Source organism: Desulfurococcaceae archaeon, assembly GCA_038845865.1.
Taxonomy (GTDB): Archaea; Thermoproteota; Thermoprotei_A; order Sulfolobales; family Desulfurococcaceae; genus UBA285.
The window spans coordinates 67,200-84,671 of record JAWBQJ010000003.1 but is presented as its reverse complement, the minus strand read 5'-3'; the positions used below and the strand labels follow the sequence as shown (position 1 = coordinate 84,671).

Annotated in this window: 18 protein-coding genes and 1 tRNA gene; 6 read left to right on the top strand and 13 right to left on the bottom strand. The window is 47.9% G+C overall.

Annotation, left to right across the window (positions count from 1 at the left end):
* Window positions 1-3: 3 nt before the first annotated feature.
* The 3 genes from QXU03_04820 to QXU03_04810 all read right to left on the bottom strand — a co-directional run bounded on the left by QXU03_04820 (window position 4) and on the right by QXU03_04810 (window position 2,725).
* Window positions 4-984 carry a sugar kinase gene (locus QXU03_04820; GenBank protein ID MEM2171061.1) on the bottom strand — a complete coding sequence of 327 codons (981 nt, stop codon included), beginning with the start codon at window positions 982-984 and terminating at the stop codon, window positions 4-6.
* Window positions 977-1,909: a dihydrodipicolinate synthase family protein gene (locus QXU03_04815; GenBank protein MEM2171060.1), complete on the bottom strand. Its 933-nt coding sequence runs from the start codon at window positions 1,907-1,909 to the stop codon at window positions 977-979. The genes QXU03_04820 and QXU03_04815 overlap by 8 nt, the downstream gene beginning before the upstream one ends.
* A 90-nt stretch (window positions 1,910-1,999) precedes the next feature.
* The gene (locus QXU03_04810) at window positions 2,000-2,725 is read right to left on the bottom strand and encodes a helix-turn-helix domain-containing protein (protein ID MEM2171059.1); all 726 of its coding nucleotides are present in this window, start codon (window positions 2,723-2,725) and stop codon (window positions 2,000-2,002) included.
* 229 nt (window positions 2,726-2,954) lie between these two features.
* On the opposite strand from QXU03_04810, the gene QXU03_04805 reads away from it, so the two are divergent.
* Together QXU03_04805 and QXU03_04800 are read left to right on the top strand one after the other, a co-directional pair.
* Window positions 2,955-3,029 (top strand) — tRNA-Arg (locus tag QXU03_04805).
* Window positions 3,030-3,153: 124 nt separating this feature from the next.
* Window positions 3,154-5,982, top strand: coding sequence for an RtcB family protein (locus tag QXU03_04800; GenBank protein MEM2171058.1), 2,829 nt, complete (start codon window positions 3,154-3,156; stop codon window positions 5,980-5,982).
* A gap of 71 nt (window positions 5,983-6,053) precedes the next feature.
* Here QXU03_04800 and hisS read toward each other — a convergent pair whose 3' ends face one another.
* The 4 genes from hisS to QXU03_04780 are packed head-to-tail and all read right to left on the bottom strand — an operon-like array spanning window position 6,054 to window position 8,511.
* Complete coding sequence (gene hisS / locus QXU03_04795; GenBank protein MEM2171057.1) at window positions 6,054-7,376, bottom strand: histidine--tRNA ligase; 1,323 nt, start codon at window positions 7,374-7,376, stop codon at window positions 6,054-6,056.
* Window positions 7,366-7,887 (bottom strand): endonuclease, encoded by a 522-nt coding sequence (locus tag QXU03_04790; GenBank protein ID MEM2171056.1) that lies wholly within the window; start codon window positions 7,885-7,887, stop codon window positions 7,366-7,368. Before QXU03_04790 ends, hisS begins: the two co-directional genes overlap by 11 nt.
* 44 nt (window positions 7,888-7,931) lie before the next feature.
* Window positions 7,932-8,216 (bottom strand): hypothetical protein, encoded by a 285-nt coding sequence (locus QXU03_04785; protein ID MEM2171055.1) that lies wholly within the window; start codon window positions 8,214-8,216, stop codon window positions 7,932-7,934.
* Between the two features lie 10 nt (window positions 8,217-8,226).
* Window positions 8,227-8,511: a hypothetical protein gene (locus QXU03_04780; GenBank protein MEM2171054.1), complete on the bottom strand. Its 285-nt coding sequence runs from the start codon at window positions 8,509-8,511 to the stop codon at window positions 8,227-8,229.
* A gap of 40 nt (window positions 8,512-8,551) precedes the next feature.
* Between QXU03_04780 and QXU03_04775 the strand changes: the two genes are divergently transcribed.
* Together QXU03_04775 and QXU03_04770 are read left to right on the top strand one after the other, a co-directional pair.
* A complete protein-coding gene (locus QXU03_04775; GenBank protein MEM2171053.1) occupies window positions 8,552-9,448 on the top strand; it encodes an N-glycosylase/DNA lyase in 897 nt (298 codons plus the stop codon).
* Entirely contained in the window at window positions 9,402-9,995 is a 594-nt protein-coding gene (locus QXU03_04770) for an HD domain-containing protein (GenBank protein ID MEM2171052.1), read from the top strand. Before QXU03_04775 ends, QXU03_04770 begins: the two co-directional genes overlap by 47 nt.
* Window positions 9,996-10,012: 17 nt before the next feature.
* Here the strand turns inward: QXU03_04770 and QXU03_04765 are convergent, their stop codons facing one another.
* A complete protein-coding gene (locus QXU03_04765; protein MEM2171051.1) occupies window positions 10,013-10,885 on the bottom strand; it encodes a hypothetical protein in 873 nt (290 codons plus the stop codon).
* A gap of 42 nt (window positions 10,886-10,927) precedes the next feature.
* Complete coding sequence (locus QXU03_04760; GenBank protein MEM2171050.1) at window positions 10,928-11,617, bottom strand: metallophosphoesterase; 690 nt, start codon at window positions 11,615-11,617, stop codon at window positions 10,928-10,930.
* 53 nt (window positions 11,618-11,670) lie between these two features.
* Between QXU03_04760 and QXU03_04755 the strand changes: the two genes are divergently transcribed.
* Window positions 11,671-11,907 carry a hypothetical protein gene (locus QXU03_04755; protein ID MEM2171049.1) on the top strand — a complete coding sequence of 79 codons (237 nt, stop codon included), beginning with the start codon at window positions 11,671-11,673 and terminating at the stop codon, window positions 11,905-11,907.
* A 109-nt stretch (window positions 11,908-12,016) separates the two neighbouring features.
* Here the strand turns inward: QXU03_04755 and QXU03_04750 are convergent, their stop codons facing one another.
* Window positions 12,017-12,295 (bottom strand): 4Fe-4S binding protein, encoded by a 279-nt coding sequence (locus QXU03_04750; protein MEM2171048.1) that lies wholly within the window; start codon window positions 12,293-12,295, stop codon window positions 12,017-12,019.
* Window positions 12,296-12,377: 82 nt separating this feature from the next.
* On the opposite strand from QXU03_04750, the gene QXU03_04745 reads away from it, so the two are divergent.
* On the top strand, window positions 12,378-13,046 hold the full coding sequence (locus QXU03_04745; protein MEM2171047.1) for a PHP domain-containing protein: 669 nt from the start codon (window positions 12,378-12,380) through the stop codon (window positions 13,044-13,046).
* Here the strand turns inward: QXU03_04745 and QXU03_04740 are convergent.
* The 3 genes from QXU03_04740 to QXU03_04730 all read right to left on the bottom strand — a co-directional run bounded on the left by QXU03_04740 (window position 13,039) and on the right by QXU03_04730 (window position 17,425).
* A complete protein-coding gene (locus QXU03_04740; GenBank protein ID MEM2171046.1) occupies window positions 13,039-15,492 on the bottom strand; it encodes a valine--tRNA ligase in 2,454 nt (817 codons plus the stop codon). The genes QXU03_04745 and QXU03_04740 overlap by 8 nt on opposite strands.
* Before the next feature lie 196 nt (window positions 15,493-15,688).
* Complete coding sequence (locus tag QXU03_04735; GenBank protein ID MEM2171045.1) at window positions 15,689-16,363, bottom strand: transporter substrate-binding domain-containing protein; 675 nt, start codon at window positions 16,361-16,363, stop codon at window positions 15,689-15,691.
* An 18-nt stretch (window positions 16,364-16,381) separates the two neighbouring features.
* Window positions 16,382-17,425 (bottom strand): hypothetical protein, encoded by a 1,044-nt coding sequence (locus tag QXU03_04730; GenBank protein MEM2171044.1) that lies wholly within the window; start codon window positions 17,423-17,425, stop codon window positions 16,382-16,384.
* Window positions 17,426-17,472 lie beyond the last annotated feature (47 nt).

Below are 17,472 nucleotides of genomic sequence, written 5' to 3'. Positions count from 1 at the left end.
CCCCTACCTCAGGGCTTCTACTTTTTCATCAAAATACCTCTTCAAGGCTTCTAGCGCGTTCCAGTCGGGCTGGGACTCTATATCCCCTCTCGTCGTCACTACGATCATTCCCGCCAGGTTTGCTAGCCTGGTGGCCTGCTCGATGGGTAACCCTCTTTCAATGCTCGCTATAAATACAGCATCGAATGAGTCTCCTGCCCCTATAACGTCCTCTACTACGGGGGCCTGGTACGGTCTCCCCTCGATTACCTCTCCGCTACGGGTGTATACGGTACTACCCTCTTCGCCCTTCTTCACGACAACCATTTCTACATTCATGTCAAAAAGCTTCGCAGTAGCCTGGTCTATGCTGAGGCCCGGAAAGAGCAGTTTCAGGTCCTCCTTATTTGTGAAAACTATTTTAGAGTACTCGAGAAGGGGCAGTAGCATGCTTCTAGCCTTCTCAACCTCGCGCCACAGCTTGAGCCTTATGTTCGTATCAAAGTACACAGTTACGCCGTTCCCCAAGGCTATTTCTCGCATTTTCTTAACCGCTCTATAGCACGTTTCGCTGAGAGCGGGCGTTATACCCGTGAGAAAAATTGCTTTTGCGGACTTCACGTAGTCTTCCTGGACATCCGTTTCATCCATGTACGATGCAGCAGAGCCGTGTCTATAGTAGAAGACAGTGGACTTTCCCGGTATCGGATAGTGTCGTTGAATAAAGTATATGCCCGTTGGCGCGTTATCCATGAATTTCACACGTGAAACATCTATTCCCTCTCCTCTCATCGTCCTTATTATCATTTCACCGAATTCGTCCCTGCCTAAGCGTGTTATAAACCCGGTTCTGTATCCTAGCTTTGATAAGGCGACCATGACGTTGAACTCTGATCCTGCAACGTGCACCTCGAAGTACTTGGAATACCTCAACGGGCCCGGCGTTAAGCTGTTCAACTGAATGAGGACTTCGCCGATCGAGAGAAAGTCTAGCCCTCTATGCAAGGACATCACCTAGCAGGTGCGTTAAACCCGCTTCACGGTATATGTTTTTGAGCGCGTTCTTCACGATTTCAAGTTCTTTTTCACTTAGACCCCTTATAGGGGGGTACGGCTCACCCACGTCAATGCCTCTGATGTTTAACGTCGTCTTGGTCAGCACGAATCCCTCTACCTGAAGCTCCTTGGCTAGATCCCGGAACCTCGAAATAAGCGATTGCATCAACAGCGCTTTTCTCAAATCACCGTTTTCAACGCTTTTAACGAGCTCAACGGCGAGCTCGGGTATCGCGTTGCACACACCACATATGTGCGCATCAGCGCCATACAACATCGCGTTTAGTATTAGAGAGTCGCTGGCTATCCCCACGAATAGTTTATTAGATAACTTCGTTACTATGTCAATGAGCCTCTCCACGGACCCCGATGAGTCCTTCAACCCTGCAAGGTTTGGAATGTCGTTTTTCAACTGGAGTATCATAGAAGGGGTGATGTCTACGTGTGTTTTAGCGGGGTTGTTGTATACGAGCAGGTTACAGTCATGTTTACCTAGGGCCATGTAAAAGCTCCTTATTTCAGAAATACCGGCCTTGTAGTACATTGGTGGGAGAGAGGCTACGTTATATACCCCTAGATCGAGGGAGTGCCTGGTCAGTTCCAGCGCGTCGCTAAGGCTAATGGCCGAGACGTTATTTATTATTAGTAGGTTGCTGGGAACGCGCTCAACTATGAGCGATAGAATCCTCTTCCTTTGATTGATAGACAGTAATAATCCCTCTCCATAAGTTCCCAGAGTGTAAAATCCTCTGATACCGCTCTTTACCTGAAAATCAACTAGTTGCGATATAGTATCCCGCATTGCTTTCTCTTCTTTGCAATTTGGCGTAATAAGAGCGGTCATGATACCGCGGGGGGCTCTCAGCCCATGCATTCAATTGCACCAAGTAGGTTCAGAATGACCCTAGTTAAACCGAGGATATTAAATAAAACATTTAACTACGTTTCATAACTCACGTAGGGCTTAATCTATCAGGTACACAAGATCTTTAATTACCTTCCTGAAGGCCTTCCTTAAGTGTATGCTAACGGTAACTTTTGATAAACCGAGATAAGAACCTATTTCGTCTTGACCTGCGACCTTAGGGTATTCGAAGTAGCCTCTTTCATACGCGTTCTTTACTATCTTCCGCTCTGCAGGAGTCAACTTATCGAGTACTATGTTCATAACGGAGTTCTTCATTATGCCCGCTACTACTTTCTCAGGTATATTTAGGTTCACTACGTCGACGTTCTCGCGGCCGTAGTACTCTGCAACCCTTTCAATGTAATCCGAGAGATAGTCTGTTTTACCCACAACTAGGTAGTCTCTGCTTCCCTTGGTGAAGATGTATGGTGAAATTATATGAACGTTACATGCTTGAGCAAGCCTATAGAACTCGCACTCGCGTTTCAACCCGTATATCACGTATATGTCGTCTACTTTCCGGCTCTTCACGCTAATTATCTTACTTCTACGTAGATAGTAGTCGTTCATGAGTAGCTGTTTCACTATTTTGTCCACGTTTACCCCGTATGTGAGAGCGATAATTACGTATAAGCTCTCCTTGGGAACTGGGTATACGTTAACCAGTATCTTAGAACCACTCAGCTCACTAATCTTCCCTAGAAAGCTACTTTTCGTCGTTCTAATCCTCACGTTAAATATGCCGATATTGTAATCGTACAACGAGTTAAGTCCAGAGATCAAAGGTATTCCCAGTAGTATATTTGTAATTATAACTAATAAAATTATTAAATATAAGGCTCAGATAGCGCGCACGTGCACGCTTCAAGAACCACTAGCACTTCTTCGAAACCAAGACGTTTTCCGGCCGGAATGGACCCCGCCCAGTAGAAGGGTACGCTGGCATCCGCCCCCAGCTAACCTAATACTTTTATAATACCCTTATTTTTTAAACATCACAGGGAGCCCACTAGGGCCCGTCGCCTAGCCAGGATAGGGCGCCGGCCTCCTAAGCCGGAGGACCCGGGTTCAAATCCCGGCGGGCCCGCGATCCTCTCAACCGAGACACCTGTCCTCTCTAAGGCGGAAAGGGGCTGGTTTGCTGGCTATAAAGGATAAGCTATAAAAGACTACATGGTTACTATAAGAACAGAGTACTATGGTGTCTAATCTTGGTTAGAACGAGGTTACAGAGAATCAAGGACTATGAATGGCTCATTCCGCGGAGTGCCAAGTCCTGTATGAGAACTGATGCGATCGTGTTCGCAGATGAGTACTTGTTGGAAAAAATGGAGTCGGACTTAACGCTCGAACAGGCAGCAAACGTGGCCTGCTTACCCGGCATAAAGTTGTACTCTTACGTAATGCCGGACGGCCATCAGGGTTACGGCTTTCCCATAGGTGGGGTAGCTGGGTTTGACGTGGAGGAGGGCGTGATCAGCCCTGGGGGTGTAGGCTACGACATCAATTGCCTACCCCCGGGAACCAAGGTCCTAGTATCTGATGGTGCTTGGAAACCTATCGAGGAGCTGAGAGTAGGCGACGAGGTGGTGGTTAACGATGGAAGCGTTAGGAGAGCTAGAGTGGTATCCTGGTTCTACAGGCATGAAAACAAGCTATACGTAGTGAAGACCCGTGCAGGGTTCACGATAAGAGCAACGGGCGATCACCCCGTCCTCACCGAGCACGGGATGTTACGCGTAGATGAACTTGAGCCCGGACAGAAAGTAGCACTATATCCATTTATTGGCGTGAAGTACGAAAAGCCACCGAAGTTTCTAATTCTTGACGTAAGGGATTTCGATAGTGACGTAGCCGAGGAGCTCGCTAAAAGAGGGCTCCTCCCACTATATTCTGATAACCCCAAATTACCAGCACTAGTAAAACTCCTAGGATACCTTACAGGAAATGGTTTACTCGACGGCAGGAAAGCCTGGTTCTATGGGGATGCGGAAGGGCTTAGAGAGATCGCCGAAGACATTAAAAGACTAGGATACACGCCATCTAAAATAACTACAGGGGCCGCGAGGCCCCCTATCAATGGCTGGAGGCCCACTGAAGGGGAAAGCTCACTGTACGTGCCGGCTAAGAGCCTTAGTGTCCTGCTCGAAAAGCTTGGAGCACCCAGAGGAAATAAGGCTGTAACTGAGTACAGGGTCCCCAGGTGGTTGAGTAAACTACCGTTATGGGTGAAGAGGCTATACCTAGCGGCGTACTTTGGCGCCGCAATGAGCAGGCCGCAGACGATTAATGGCTACGACTTCGAACAACCCTTCGTATCAATAGCTAAAACCGGGCCATCTGTACGTAGTGGTATAGAATTCCTGGAAGACATAGAAAGGCTGCTAGGCGAGTTCGGGGTGGAGACGAGCGGTATAGAGATCGAGGAGCTAGAGGGGGGTGCTGTAAGGTTGAAGCTGAAGGTGTCAGCTAGGCCGGAAAACTTAATAAAGCTATGGTCTACAATCGGGTATGTATACCACCCTGTAAGGCAAAGACTCGCCTTAGCGGCAGTAGCTTGGCTTAAATGGAAACAAGTCACAGAGGAAGGGGAAGAGGCTGTACAAGTAGCTGGAACACTCCATAGAACGGGCTCTTCACTGGTACTACTATTGGGCCAGCGGGTTTATAGGCGATCGGCTGAGAGAATGTATGAAGGCGCGTCCGGGTTCGAAACCCCCGAAAACCTCCCACCCTTCGAAGAGTGGGTCCGAGAGAGCCTAAACGGTGATATACTGTGGGATATCGTAGAGGAAATAACGGTAGATGACTACGATGGATTGGTATACGACATAACAGTTGACGATCCAGCCCACAACTTCGTGGCAGACGGGTTCGTAGTATCTAACTGCGGGGTGAGGATTTTAAGAACGAACTTCTCGATAGACGACGTTAGGGGTAAGTTAAAGGAGTTAGTTGAAACAATATTTAGAAACGTGCCAAGTGGTGTGGGTTCAACCGGGCAGCTCAGGCTCTCTTTCAGAGACCTCGATGAGGTACTTGAAAGAGGCGTTAAATGGGCCATTGAACAGGGTTTCGGCTGGGAGAGGGATGCTGACCACACCGAAGAGCAGGGCTCCATGAAGGGGGCTAGAGCCGACAAGGTTAGTAGAGTGGCTAAACAGAGAGGCCACGAGCAGTTAGGTACTCTCGGAGCCGGCAATCATTTCTTAGAAATACAGGTGGTTGACAGGATTTACGATCCACACGTAGCCAAGGTCATGGGCATAACTCACGTAGGCCAAATAGCGGTCATGATACACACGGGTAGTAGAGGCCTGGGACACCAAGTTGCAAGTGACTATTTGATGGTAATGGAGAGGGCGATGAGGAAATATGGAATTTCAGTACCCGATAGGGAGCTCGCGGCCTTGCCATTTAGTAGCTCAGAAGCCCAAGACTACTTCGCCGCGATGGCGGCAGCAGCCAACTTTGCGTGGACGAACAGGCAAATAATTACACATTGGGTTAGAGAGAGCTTCAGGAAGGTGTTTAAAGAGGAGCCCGAAGCGCTCGGGCTTGAAGTGATTTACGACGTAGCACACAACATCGCGAAGATCGAAGAGCACGTTATCGACGGAGAAAAACACAGAGTGGTCGTCCACAGGAAGGGCGCAACCAGGGCGTTTCCACCAGGACACCCCGATATTCCGAGAGATTACGGGTCTATTGGTCAGCCAGTATTAATACCAGGTAGCATGGGTACGGCAAGCTACATACTGACCGGCATACCTGAAGGCGCTAGAACCTGGTACAGTGCACCCCATGGTGCTGGTAGATGGCTAAGTAGGGGTGACGCGATAAGATCATACTCACCGGACAGGGTAATAGCAGAGCTTTCAAGTAAGGGGATAGTTGTAAGAGCAGCGACTAAGAAGGTTGTAAGCGAAGAAGCGCCCGAAGCCTATAAAGACGTGGACAGGGTCGTACTCGTAGCTGAAAAAGTCAAGATCGCCAAACCAGTTGCCCGGTTAATACCCATAGGCGTCGTTAAAGGCTGAACAAGATTACGCGTTTTTGAACTTATTTATGGAAAGCGCTCTAAATGCCGGCATTTAGTCATAAGTACGACTTACTTAGGCCTGGAATAATCCCCGCTACGTAAAATGCTTAAAACAGCATCTAGCACTTCATTCGTGCTTACTACCTTCTGCTCGCCGGTTTTCATTTCCTTTACTAGTACTACGTTATCCCTGTACTCTTTCTCGCCGATCACGATAACGACGTCGCACCCGATTCTACTACCATACTCTAGTCCACGTGTCAAAGAACGCGGCCTATACGTAAACCCCTTAATCCTAGTGCCCTGATAGCCTGTAATACTTTTCAGTACTCTATAGCCAGCGCTTAACGGCACGTTACCGAGTACTACTACCATGACTGTTTTTGCCTCTGGGTATTGCGGGTTCCCGGAGAGAGCAAGGGCTATTCTGTCTATGCCGAGTGCTAACCCCGTAGCGTACTCGAAGGGACCACCGTACACGGCCGTCAGCCCATCATACCTGCCCCCTCCCCCAATGCTCGGTGATTCCTCGGCACCTAGAACCTTGTACTCGAAGATCAAGCCAGTGTAGTAGGCCAGTCCTCGCACTAGCTTAGGTCGATATCTAGCGGTGTAGCCTAGTTCTTTTAATGCAGTTATAAAATTATATAACCTGCTCTGCTCGTACATCACTACATCGTATAGTTCACTTAATAGCTCCTTGTAGTCTTGTAGTAGGTCTTTAACTTTATCCGGGTCCTCCGCGGAGATTATGCGCTTGAATACCTCAACGCCCTTCTCTCCTACGAGAGCTTGTAGCTCTTTAATGGCCTCATCCACGCGGTCCTTGTCGATCAGATGGAGCACTCGGTCCTGCATTTCTTCCACGATGCCCATCTTCTTCATAAACGCCCGGTATAAAGCAACATTACCAACCTCGTAAACGTGCCTAACCCCCACTCTGTCTAGAAACTCGCTCGCCGTAACCGCGACCAAAGTATCTGCGTTCACGTCCTGGTCCCCTATAACCTCGAGACCTCCTTGCCAAAACTCTCTATACCTAGCGTACTGGGGTTCTTCGTAGCGAAAGCACTGCGCTACGTAGTATAGTCTTATAGGCTTTGGCCTGGCCCTCATTAATTTTAAATACGCCCTCACGACGCTAGCGGTGACCTCGGGTCTAAGGGCGAGTAGCCGCCCAGCCTTATCCTCGAAAACGTACATCGACTTCTTTATCTCCTCGCCACTCTTGGCCTCGAATAGTGCAAAGTGCTCTACGGTGGGGGTTATGATCGGCTCAAAGCCGTATTTCTTTGCGGCGTTTTTAAACTCGGAAAAAAGGTACTCGTATAGTTCGGCTTCCTGCCAGACGATATCTCTCATGCCGCGCGGCGGGCTGAGCTCAGTCAACACGGTCAACCCTTATATCAGCCGGTACGATATCGTAGTAGGTTAACTCACCCTGGAGACTTACAATCGCAAGGGTTACTTTAAGGTTATTTCTACGCGCCTCGTCTACTATGTTGTGTAAGGTCTGCATATCTATGTTAAGCTTCTCCTCTAAAACGTATATTAACCTTAAGTCACCGGTCTTATCCTTTACCAGGAACTTACACTGATCTAAGACGCGCGTCCTCCTTCCCCGTTCTCTCAGGTCCTTGAAGACGGCAAGCATTGGCCAGAAGTACTTGTCGAAGCAACTTCCACGTTTTTTAATAAGTTCCTCCACTTCCCTGACTTCACTACCATCATCTAGCCTAACTAGTGCCTTGCTCGTGGATAGCAAATAAGCCACTTCTACTAAGTTTAGTACCAGTCTGTCGTTGTGGTATACGCCAAACCACCTTTCCGCGAGCTCGTCTGCCCTAGGTGACCTATTTAAGTATCCTTTACAAGACTCGCTGTCAAAGTGTATTTTTGTCATAGCATTCAAGCCTTCCAGAGCCATGTGAACTCCCCAAACCTACTTTACTCTACAGGCATGCCTCGCTCAAGAAGCCTTATCATCAGGTACCGCCTTGGTAAAACCCTCAGTAACTCGTTGAATAAGTCTTCAGCGCCGAGGAGGTCTAGTAGTAGCGTTTCCGCGACACGGTATGCGTGAACAACGCTATTGCCGCATAGGTAGGTAGACAACTTTAATTCCTCACTGTTAAAAACCGGTTTACACCTCTCCGAGAGAATGCTCTTTACTGCTTGCTCAACGGAAGCATCCTCGTCCAGAGCATCCACTACGATGTGGCTTACCAGCAAGCTCAGCACCCTATGCGAAGACCTCTGCCACGAACTCGCGTACTTCGCGCTTCTTCGTGAGCTCTATCTTTACACCCATGTCCCTCAACACCTCGCTGACCTCCGGTGAAATGTACTCGGAGACTATAACCCAGGGATCCAGGCCCTCTAACACGTCCTCTAGTAGAAGCGGGTTTTGAGGCTTCCTAAGCCTGTACACTATCTTCTTGACGTCCATGTCGTAAACTACCAGCTCGTCGGCCTCGTCATAGCTAACTATAAATTCTCCTTTACACGTCATTATAACCGAGCCCAAAGTCACCAGCTCTCGTAATGCCGTCTAGTACACTTATTTCATGGTGGTTAATATAGGGGTTAAGCTAAACTCGTCGAGAGCGGCAGTGATAGCTATATCGTTAAAGCCTTTAAAGGACGTCCTCGTAAACCTCAAGTATAGGGATCCCCAATACCTCGCGGTGAGGAGACTAGCCAGTGCTTTCGATTTTAATGTAGCGTCCTTACTGGTGGTACTGAACGGCATTATTAGCTATCAACTTGGCATTCCAGGAGAGAAGTACTGGCTTGAATTTGCTGATTTCTTTTCCAAGGCTGGCGATGTTAACGCCGAGCTCTTCAAGTCCTTTCTCGTGGAAGCTAGGTGTACACGTCTTTTAAGTCAAAAGCTTGAAAGGGTAAAGCGCGTTTTATCATCGGACCTAGCTGTCAGACTGTTAGAAGATGGACTACTGTATTGCAGCAACCTGAGGGTCCTGGTTAGTGAGCTGGCAAGGCTACTCCGGTCTAAAACGACATCTAAGACCATATTATTCGCTACCAAGATGTACGGGTACCTCTGTGACCTGGCCGGTGCTGAGCCTAACTACGCGGACATACCTATACCAGTTGATTACAGAAATGCCATTTTATCGCTAACTAGTTGCATTGTTGAGGACTGTAGGGGCAAGGATAGTATCGAGGAGTGCGCCGTGGTTTTAACTACTACGAAATACGCAAAATACGTACAGGAGGCGTGGAGCACCGTCTGCAGTCACCTGAGCACTCCCTGCTTACTTCTAGACGTTTTCACATGGCTCTTCGTGGGAAAAGCTATAGAGGCTAACTTCAAACCACGTGAAGCGGTGAAGCTCTTTAAAAGAGATTACGGCATAGATGTCCCAGTAGAGACTGCCGAACAACTACTTGAATGTGCTGAGAGGTATGTGCGATCCACACAAACTAGAAATCCTAGTTAGCATAGCCAAAGCGCTGTACGAGAAGTCTATAGAGCATGGTATACATCACGTAGAGCGTGTTTTCAAGTGGGCTCTCCGAATAATTAAGGAAGAGGGCTTAAACGTGAGCTTCGAAGCTGTAAGGATCGCCACTTACTTACATGACCTTGGAAGACTAGTTGGAGATCCACACGCATATTATTCATCCCTCATAGGCGAAGAGCTCCTCAAAGAAGCTGCGTGCAACGACAACGTAATCAGGGAGATTATATTGGCGGTAGAGGCCCATAGCTTTAGCCGAGTAAAAAGCGCAGAGAAAGTAAATGAGCTTGGAAAAGTGCTGAGCGATGCCGATAAACTAGATGCACTCGGTTTAGTGGGATTTTTGAGAGTATTCATGTATAGCGAGAGGCGGGGGAGAGACGTCGTCTCTACGCTAAAACACTTCAATGATAAAATAGTTAAGCTCCACAAGTACATGTACTACGAATACTCTAGGAAAATGGCAGAAAGGTATAGTGAGAGGACGAATCAGTTACTCAAATGGCTAGAGGAAGAACTCACGTAAGTAGATATAGCCTGGAGCTACTTCAAACCCTCAAAAGAACCGAGTGCGCTAGTAAGAACTACTAGTTCGGTGGCCCATTCAAAAGAGATCCTGTTCTTCCTGAACAGGATGTCCAGCTCGTACATTAGTTTAGCGCATTCAGGCGTACCCATATATTTACATGCCTCCGCACTCCGCACCCTATCTTGGAACTGTTGCGGTATATGCAATTTAATAAGGTCCATGTAAAGGGAGATCGCCGCCAAGTCCAGGCCCTTATACTCCTTGTACAAATCACTTAGCTTCTTGAGATGGCCGAAGACTGCACCCTCTCGGGAATCTATAATTGAAAATCCGCGCCATCGCGAACTAAGCGACCTGTATAGCTCGTTAAAGTTTACGCCGGTTTTCAGTAAGGTTATTTGCGTATACCCAAGTCCCTGTAGGTGGTTGAACATGTCTTCGCGCCCGACGACCTTCAAGAGCTCTATAAACTGCTTAATGTCAGACCACCTATCTACGGCGTTTACAGTATCTAAAGCTTTTTTGAACTTGGCGCTTTCCTCGAGAACGCTTTCCACCCCGCTAAGACCTATTGAAAATCCTATAATGGTCAACGGCACTATGTACTGTGGGTGCACGGTGCCGCAAGATCTGAACGAATCCTTCATAATTCCTGAAAACATTTTCCCGTAGTCTATACTCGTTACCGCGATCTCTCCCTTTCTAGCCTGCTCGCCCATCGAGACGGCGTCGGCAATGTAGTCTACTGACGACACGATGTTGCAGAGCACCTCATCAAATAGCTTAACCGGCATTAACCTGTGCAGGCCTCCAGGTTTTATGTACGCATTTAAACCTATAAGTGCACCCCTTACGAGCGCTTTTGAGACTTGAATGTGTTCATTCAACTTCGTTTTCCACCTGCACGTTTTAAAATACGTCCTATAAACCTATATTCTAACTTCAACGAGTTTCCTCCTAGCAGGCAGGGAGACGTTGTAAACGGGAACATCTCTCACGTGTACCACTTCCAGTGAACCCATGTGAACGTGTCCGTGAATAACCATGTCTATGAGCTCTTTTCTCAGGATTCTTTCGAAGCGGGAAGATGCGAGGTAAGGGTATACCTCCTGTTTTTCTCCTATGAGGTTTTTACGTGTTACCCCGTAGTGCGAGAGGAGTATTATCTTCTTGCAACCTGCCCTTCTAAGCTCTAACGCCATTTGCTCCACTTTAAATGGTAACTCGATGTAGTACTTTTCAATACCCGGTATGTTGCGCGTCTGCCACGTAGTCGGCTTATCCAGTCCCCCGCGAGTACCTATAATGCAGAGCTCCCCTTCACACAGTTTCGTGTAACTGTCATTCAGCCACGTTATGTCCTTAAATAGCTGTTCGTAGAGTTTTTCATATCCCCTGTACTCCTCGTTGCCGAAAGTAGCAATTACTGGGGCGCTGGGAAACCTCCTCTTCGTAGCTTCGTACACGCGTTTAAACATAAGGACCTTGTTCTTATCAACCATGTCGCCCGCGAACAGCACTACTTCGGGCTCGGTGAGGGTGTTTCTTAAAGCATCAAGGTAGAGGGGAAGGTACTCTGGGCTATGCACATCTGAAGTAGCCAAAATGAGCATAGACATCTCCTCAATCTTAAAAACCCCTTAACTTACTAAGAGCAGTTAGGGTGTAAAAAATGACAACCGGCCTGCTTAGAGGGGTAAATAAATCGGGTCACAAGGGGTGGACTACAGAAAAGTGCATAATGTGCGCCACGACGTTGGACTTCTTTCAAGGTTACGACATGAAGAACATATACTATTGTCCCAAGTGCTTAGAAAGCGGTATAAAGGCGTATTTTTGTACAGCCGATGCCAGGAAGGTCCATTACAGGTGCCCATATTGTAAAAGTGAATTGAAACCATACTTCTGAAGTACAAGGAGTGGACTCCGGGCAACTACCCGTAAACCCCGCCCTTAATACCCGGGAGAGCCGTATACGATCTTCGTGATGCTCGTGGAGTTGTTTGCCATTCGCGCCTTCAAGTAGATTGGCGGTTTACGCCGGTGCTTGTAGGCTCCTGCGGCCTGGGCTTCTCGTCGCCACTCTTAGTGGCAAAATCCACGAGTGCCCCTTCTAGTACCTCAATGGCTATTGCCTGAACGGGGCACAGGGGGATGCATCCATAGCATTCAATGCACCTGCTACTATCAGCCTTAACCGAACTATTTTGAACCACAAAAACGTATGCGGGACAGTACTCTACGCAGAGCTTGCACAGAGTGCACTTTTCACTATCTACTTTTACTAGCACGCCCACCTCACTTTACACCCAAGGCCAAATAACCCTGAACTTGATATTAAATAGACACCGGTAACTTGTATACTTACTTGAAGCGGTGATGTCCGTGCTTATACGTGCAGACTTGCACACGCACTCTACCTTTAGCGATGGAAAGGCCAGTCCCCTGGAGATCGTCTACGTTGCTGGAGATAGGGCTCTCGGCACCGTCTCGATCACCGATCACGACACGTTTCGAGGGAGCATCGTCGCTAAAAAATTGGCCATTACGTACGGTATACTGGTGATCCCGGGAGCGGAGATGAGGACGGATCGTGGAGACATCCTCGTGTACTGTGACCGGGAAGTAGACTTACCAAAAAGAATAAGCCTCCTCATTGAAAAAGCCCATGAAGAAAACTGCTTGGTGGTTCCGGCGCACCCCTTTGACTTTATAAGGCTAGGTATTGGTGACCTCGTATACGAATATCAGGTCTGGGACGCCATCGAGGTGTGGAATGCCTCAAGTACGAAAGGCGCTAATTACCAAGCTCTCGAAGCTGCGAAGATGCTCAATAAGCCGGGTATAGCTAATAGTGATGCCCACATCCCAGAGGAGGTGGGGTCTGCGTACACCCTCATCGAAGTAGACGACCTAACCGTGGACAGCGTCCTAGAGGCGATTAGAAGAAACAGGGTTAAGCCCTTTCTGGGAAGAGTGCCACTTAAAGCGCGTTTTAATAGACTTGTGTGGAGCATAGAGCGCTCGTTAATAGATGCGCTTAGATAGTACTGGCCGGTTTCCTGTAAACTCCACTGCCCATATCTACGGCGTCCTCCGGCGGCCTCTCTTCGTAAAACTCCACGTATTTTAACCCGTGTAAGTCCATAAGCTCCTCTAATGCGGGTTCTAGTGTGCGCGGTAGGTATATCCTCTCCATTATAGGGTCTGAGAGCTTCAGTCCACTTTGCTTTTTGTACTTCCAAATAGCATGGTTTACTTCGCAGGCTCTGAATATCAGTTCTGGAGACTCCTCGAGGAACTCTTCATCGGGTTCTGGAAACCTCTCTGAGTGAACGCTCTTACCATAAAGCTCCCTGTAAATTGCGTCTGTTACGAATGGCATTATTGGAGCAAGCATCTGTAGGATTCGTTTCAAAGTATAGTGTAACGCGTACCAGGCTCCCCGTTGCTCGGCCTCGCTATACTTGTTGTTAACGTTATATGATCTGCTCTTGGTCAGTTCTAAGTAGTGTGAAGCGAACTGGTTCCACGCGAACTGGTAAATCTCTGTTATGGGAACATATACATCTAGGTTCATGTAAGCATTATCTACCGTTACTACTAGCCTGTTCACGGCGGCGAGCATAGACCTGTCCAGTGGCCTTAACACATAGTCTTCAGGTTGAGGAAAGCACGATATGTACCTAGCTATGTTCCACAACTTAGTGGCAAATAGCATCCCCGTCTTAATCATGGCCTCACTATACCGGTAGTCATAGCCGAGCTTGGCGCTCGCCGCGGCCCAGTACCTGAAAGCATCTGCACCGTACTTCTCAAGAATGGGCTCAGGATCCACTATGTTCCCTTTAGATTTATGCATCGCTTCCCCCCTTTCATCGAGACCCATACCGCTTAACCTGATCCACTTAAACGCAGGCCTCCCTGTGAGCTGGTAAACTCTCAGAATAGTGTAGTAAAGCCACGTTCTAACGATGTCTACTCCCTGGGCTCTAAGAGCGCTTCTAGATGCCTTTTCGAAGAGCTCGTTGTTTCTCATGTAGCCGGTAACGTAAAGCACGGAAATACTGCTATCAAACCAGGTGTCAAACACCTTTCTCTCACCTTCAAGCTCTGTGAAGGGTGCACCACACTTCGGGCACTTGTCCCAGACCGGTGGGTCGATCCACGGCCTATAGTACCTACCTGGTTCCGGCACGAGAACGGTACCGCACCTTTTACAGCGCCAAACTGGTACCTCCGTGGCGTAGTATCTGTCTTTACTTATCGGCCAGTCTGTCGTAATGTTCTTAATCCACTCTACAAGCTTTACTTTGTGGAACTCGGGCTTGAACTCCATCTGGTCTAGTATGTTTAGGAGGGCATCCTTGAACTCTAATTGCTTTAAGAACCACTCCCTTGCATGTACTATTTGAATTGGTGTTTTACACCTCCAACACACAGGCACATTGTGCCTGGTTTTCTCCTTTTTAACGATGTAACCCCGCTCTTCGAGTAGTTGTACCGCCTTAGTTCTTGCCTCATCGATGCTGAGACCTGCCAGCGGGCCGGCTTCCTCGGTGAGGTAGCCGCTCCTGTCAACGATTACTGTTGGTTCTAGTTTAAGGTCCCTGAACATGGCTACATCCGCGTGATCGCCGTAACTGCAAATCATTACAAGCCCCGTACCATACTCCGGGTCAACTGCTTCGTGTTTGAGTACTGGCATTTTATGCCCGTAGAGGGGATTAATGGCGTTTCTCCCCTCGAGGTAGGCGTATCTATGGTCCTTAGGATTAAATGCAAGTGCTTTACATGATCTAAGTAGCTCCGGCCTCGTAGTTGCTACTACGACATGCTCGCTTGAGTTTTCAAGTGGAAATTTTACGTAATACAGGTACGTATCTTCCTCGCTATACTCGAGCTCGGCATCCGCTAAGGTGGCCTTGCACCGAGGACACCAGTTAACGGGCCTTTCGGCCTCATACACCAAGCCCTTTTTGAAGAGCTCTATGAATGTTGCCTGCGTGATCTTCCTGTATTCTTCGCTATCCGTCCCGTCCTTCCAGTATTGAAAACTGCAACCCAGTCTTTTCCATACCTTTACGAGCTCTTTTTCTATTTCATCGAGAAACTCCTTGCATAGACTTAGGAACTTTAACCTACCTTCAGACGTTGACGCCACTCTATGAGCACTTATCTTAAATGCCTTTTCAACTTGTACTTCGACCGGTAACCCATTTCGGTCAGCGTAGAACGGTACTAGTACATTATATCCTTTCATTCTGAAGTACCTGGCTATCATGTCTATCTGGACGTAGTGAGCTGCACCGCCAACATGCCACTTCCCACTAGCATATGGTGGAGGCGTATCTATCGCGATTACTTCCCTGGGGTCTTGGGGAGAGTACTTGAATTCGTATGGCCTCTCCTCTTCCCAGGCTTTCAAGACCTCCAGCTCCCTCTCACACGTCCACCTAGTTGAGGCCATCTTTGGCCGATACTTCCTCTCCATGAAGACTCCTCGATTGCTAGTGTATTAAATTTAGACCAAAAATGATATTAAACTGCGTAACTACTAATAAACACCACCTAAGCGATCTCTCCCTGCCGTCAAGTTAAACTTAAACGAAATAGGGGATACCCCGGTGAAATTAGTGTATCGTAAAAAGCCTCCGAAGAAGGGAGAATAAAAAATACATGAATGGGTGTTATGCGAGGTACTTTTTGAAGTACTTGTTGTACAGCTCTTCTCTATATAGTTTTATGTGCTGGTCGAATTCATCCCTTAAGGCTGTGTCATTGAAAATCACGTAGAGCGCCCTCGTTATGCCGAGGTTTTCTAATACCTTGATCCCGGTTAGCCCTTTTCTTTTAATGAAGTACTTGGCTATTCCGAGGTCAATTATGCTGTAGCAGATACTCCCCAAATTTACGGAGCTCAGCACCTCGTCGACGGTGCCATGTTCGCTTTTCAAGTATATTGGTAGGGAATCTATGGGCTCTCCGTACCTGTAGCCCCTCATTACCCCCAATTTCAAACCTTCCTGCTTTATGTACTCGATAAGCTCTCTTAAATCGTTGAAGTTGTGACGGCACCTCTCAGATGCTACTATGATTTCCTTAGCATCTCTTAGTTTTTCGCTAGAAAAGATCCATTTCTTTTCTCTTTCAGGTGTCTTGGTTACCTGGAAAGCGATGTCAAGCTTTTTCCGGTTAAAGAGCTCTTCAATAATGCCCCATTCCTGAATTACGAAGACCCCTGTGTAGCCCATTGAGTTTATCACGTCACGAATAACCTCGTAATCTATGCCCTTCAATTCGCCGTTTTCAATAAATTGGTAAGGAGGGTACGGGTCGGCACCAACGAGGAGTACTTTTTTCACCATTAAACCCCTAAGCGGCTACTCTTTACCCAGTTGCCTTGCCAGCTCTTTTAACTCTGGATGTACTACCCTCCCGCTGTCCCATACTTGTACATCGTCAAGCCACACCGAGCAGTTAAGACAAACACCGTCAATGTGGCTCTTGGCCTGGAAAGGTTTACCGTACATTGGCCCTCTTGAACCAAACCCGAAGTTTATTGCCCCCCATATCCTCTCGTTCTCCGCAGTGACCGGCCCTAACTTAGCGTAGGGGTGAACGCCGTAACATACATGGGCAAGGCGGTACATGTTGGGGTCGTTTAACGATTCGAACCACTTCTTGGTAATGTTAGCCACAATGCCTCCTTCTATTTCGACTATACACCCTCCTTTAACGATGAAGGTTACTCTTTCTCCGGGTGGTAGTGGTGCGAACTCTACTGGCTCACCACCGCTTAGCGACGCGTCGAACACTATTCTACCATTCACGGTCTCTTCTACGGGTGCCCAGCCAATTTGACCTACCAAGAAGTGCGCGCCCGGCGTACTGTAGTCTATTTCGTTTGTTATTGGGGAGGCAGGGTCCATTTCAAACGTTACATCGGTGCCTGCTTCGCACTTTATGCGCATCTTTCTCGCTTTCCTGGTTAGCTCGACAAGCTTATCTTGGAATGCTTTTTGTACATCGAAGTTTATGCTCCCTATCAGCTTCACGAATTTCTCCGTGTCCAGTCCTCCTAGCATTATCTGGCGGGTTCTATTGTTCGTTACAGCTCTAAACCACATAGGAGAGTATAATAGCCACTGAACGTTGAACTCTACCCATACATCTGTTTTATCGGCAGCTAAAACCAAAGGCTCTGGTAAGTATTCGACGGTAACTGCCCCGTAGCCTTTAGGCGTAGAATGCCACGCAAGAAGCACTTTTCCACCAAGCGCATCAGCCATTTTGGCTACTTCCATCGCGAGCTTAACGTCACCCACAGAGTCCACGGTTATTAAGACACTTTCTTTGGGCTTCAGTTTGATCATGTCGTGGAGGAATATGTAAGCCGCTCTACTTAACTCGAATTCGTATTTCATAACACCCCCTCCATAGAGTTACATAGCTTCGGGTTTAAATAGTTTAC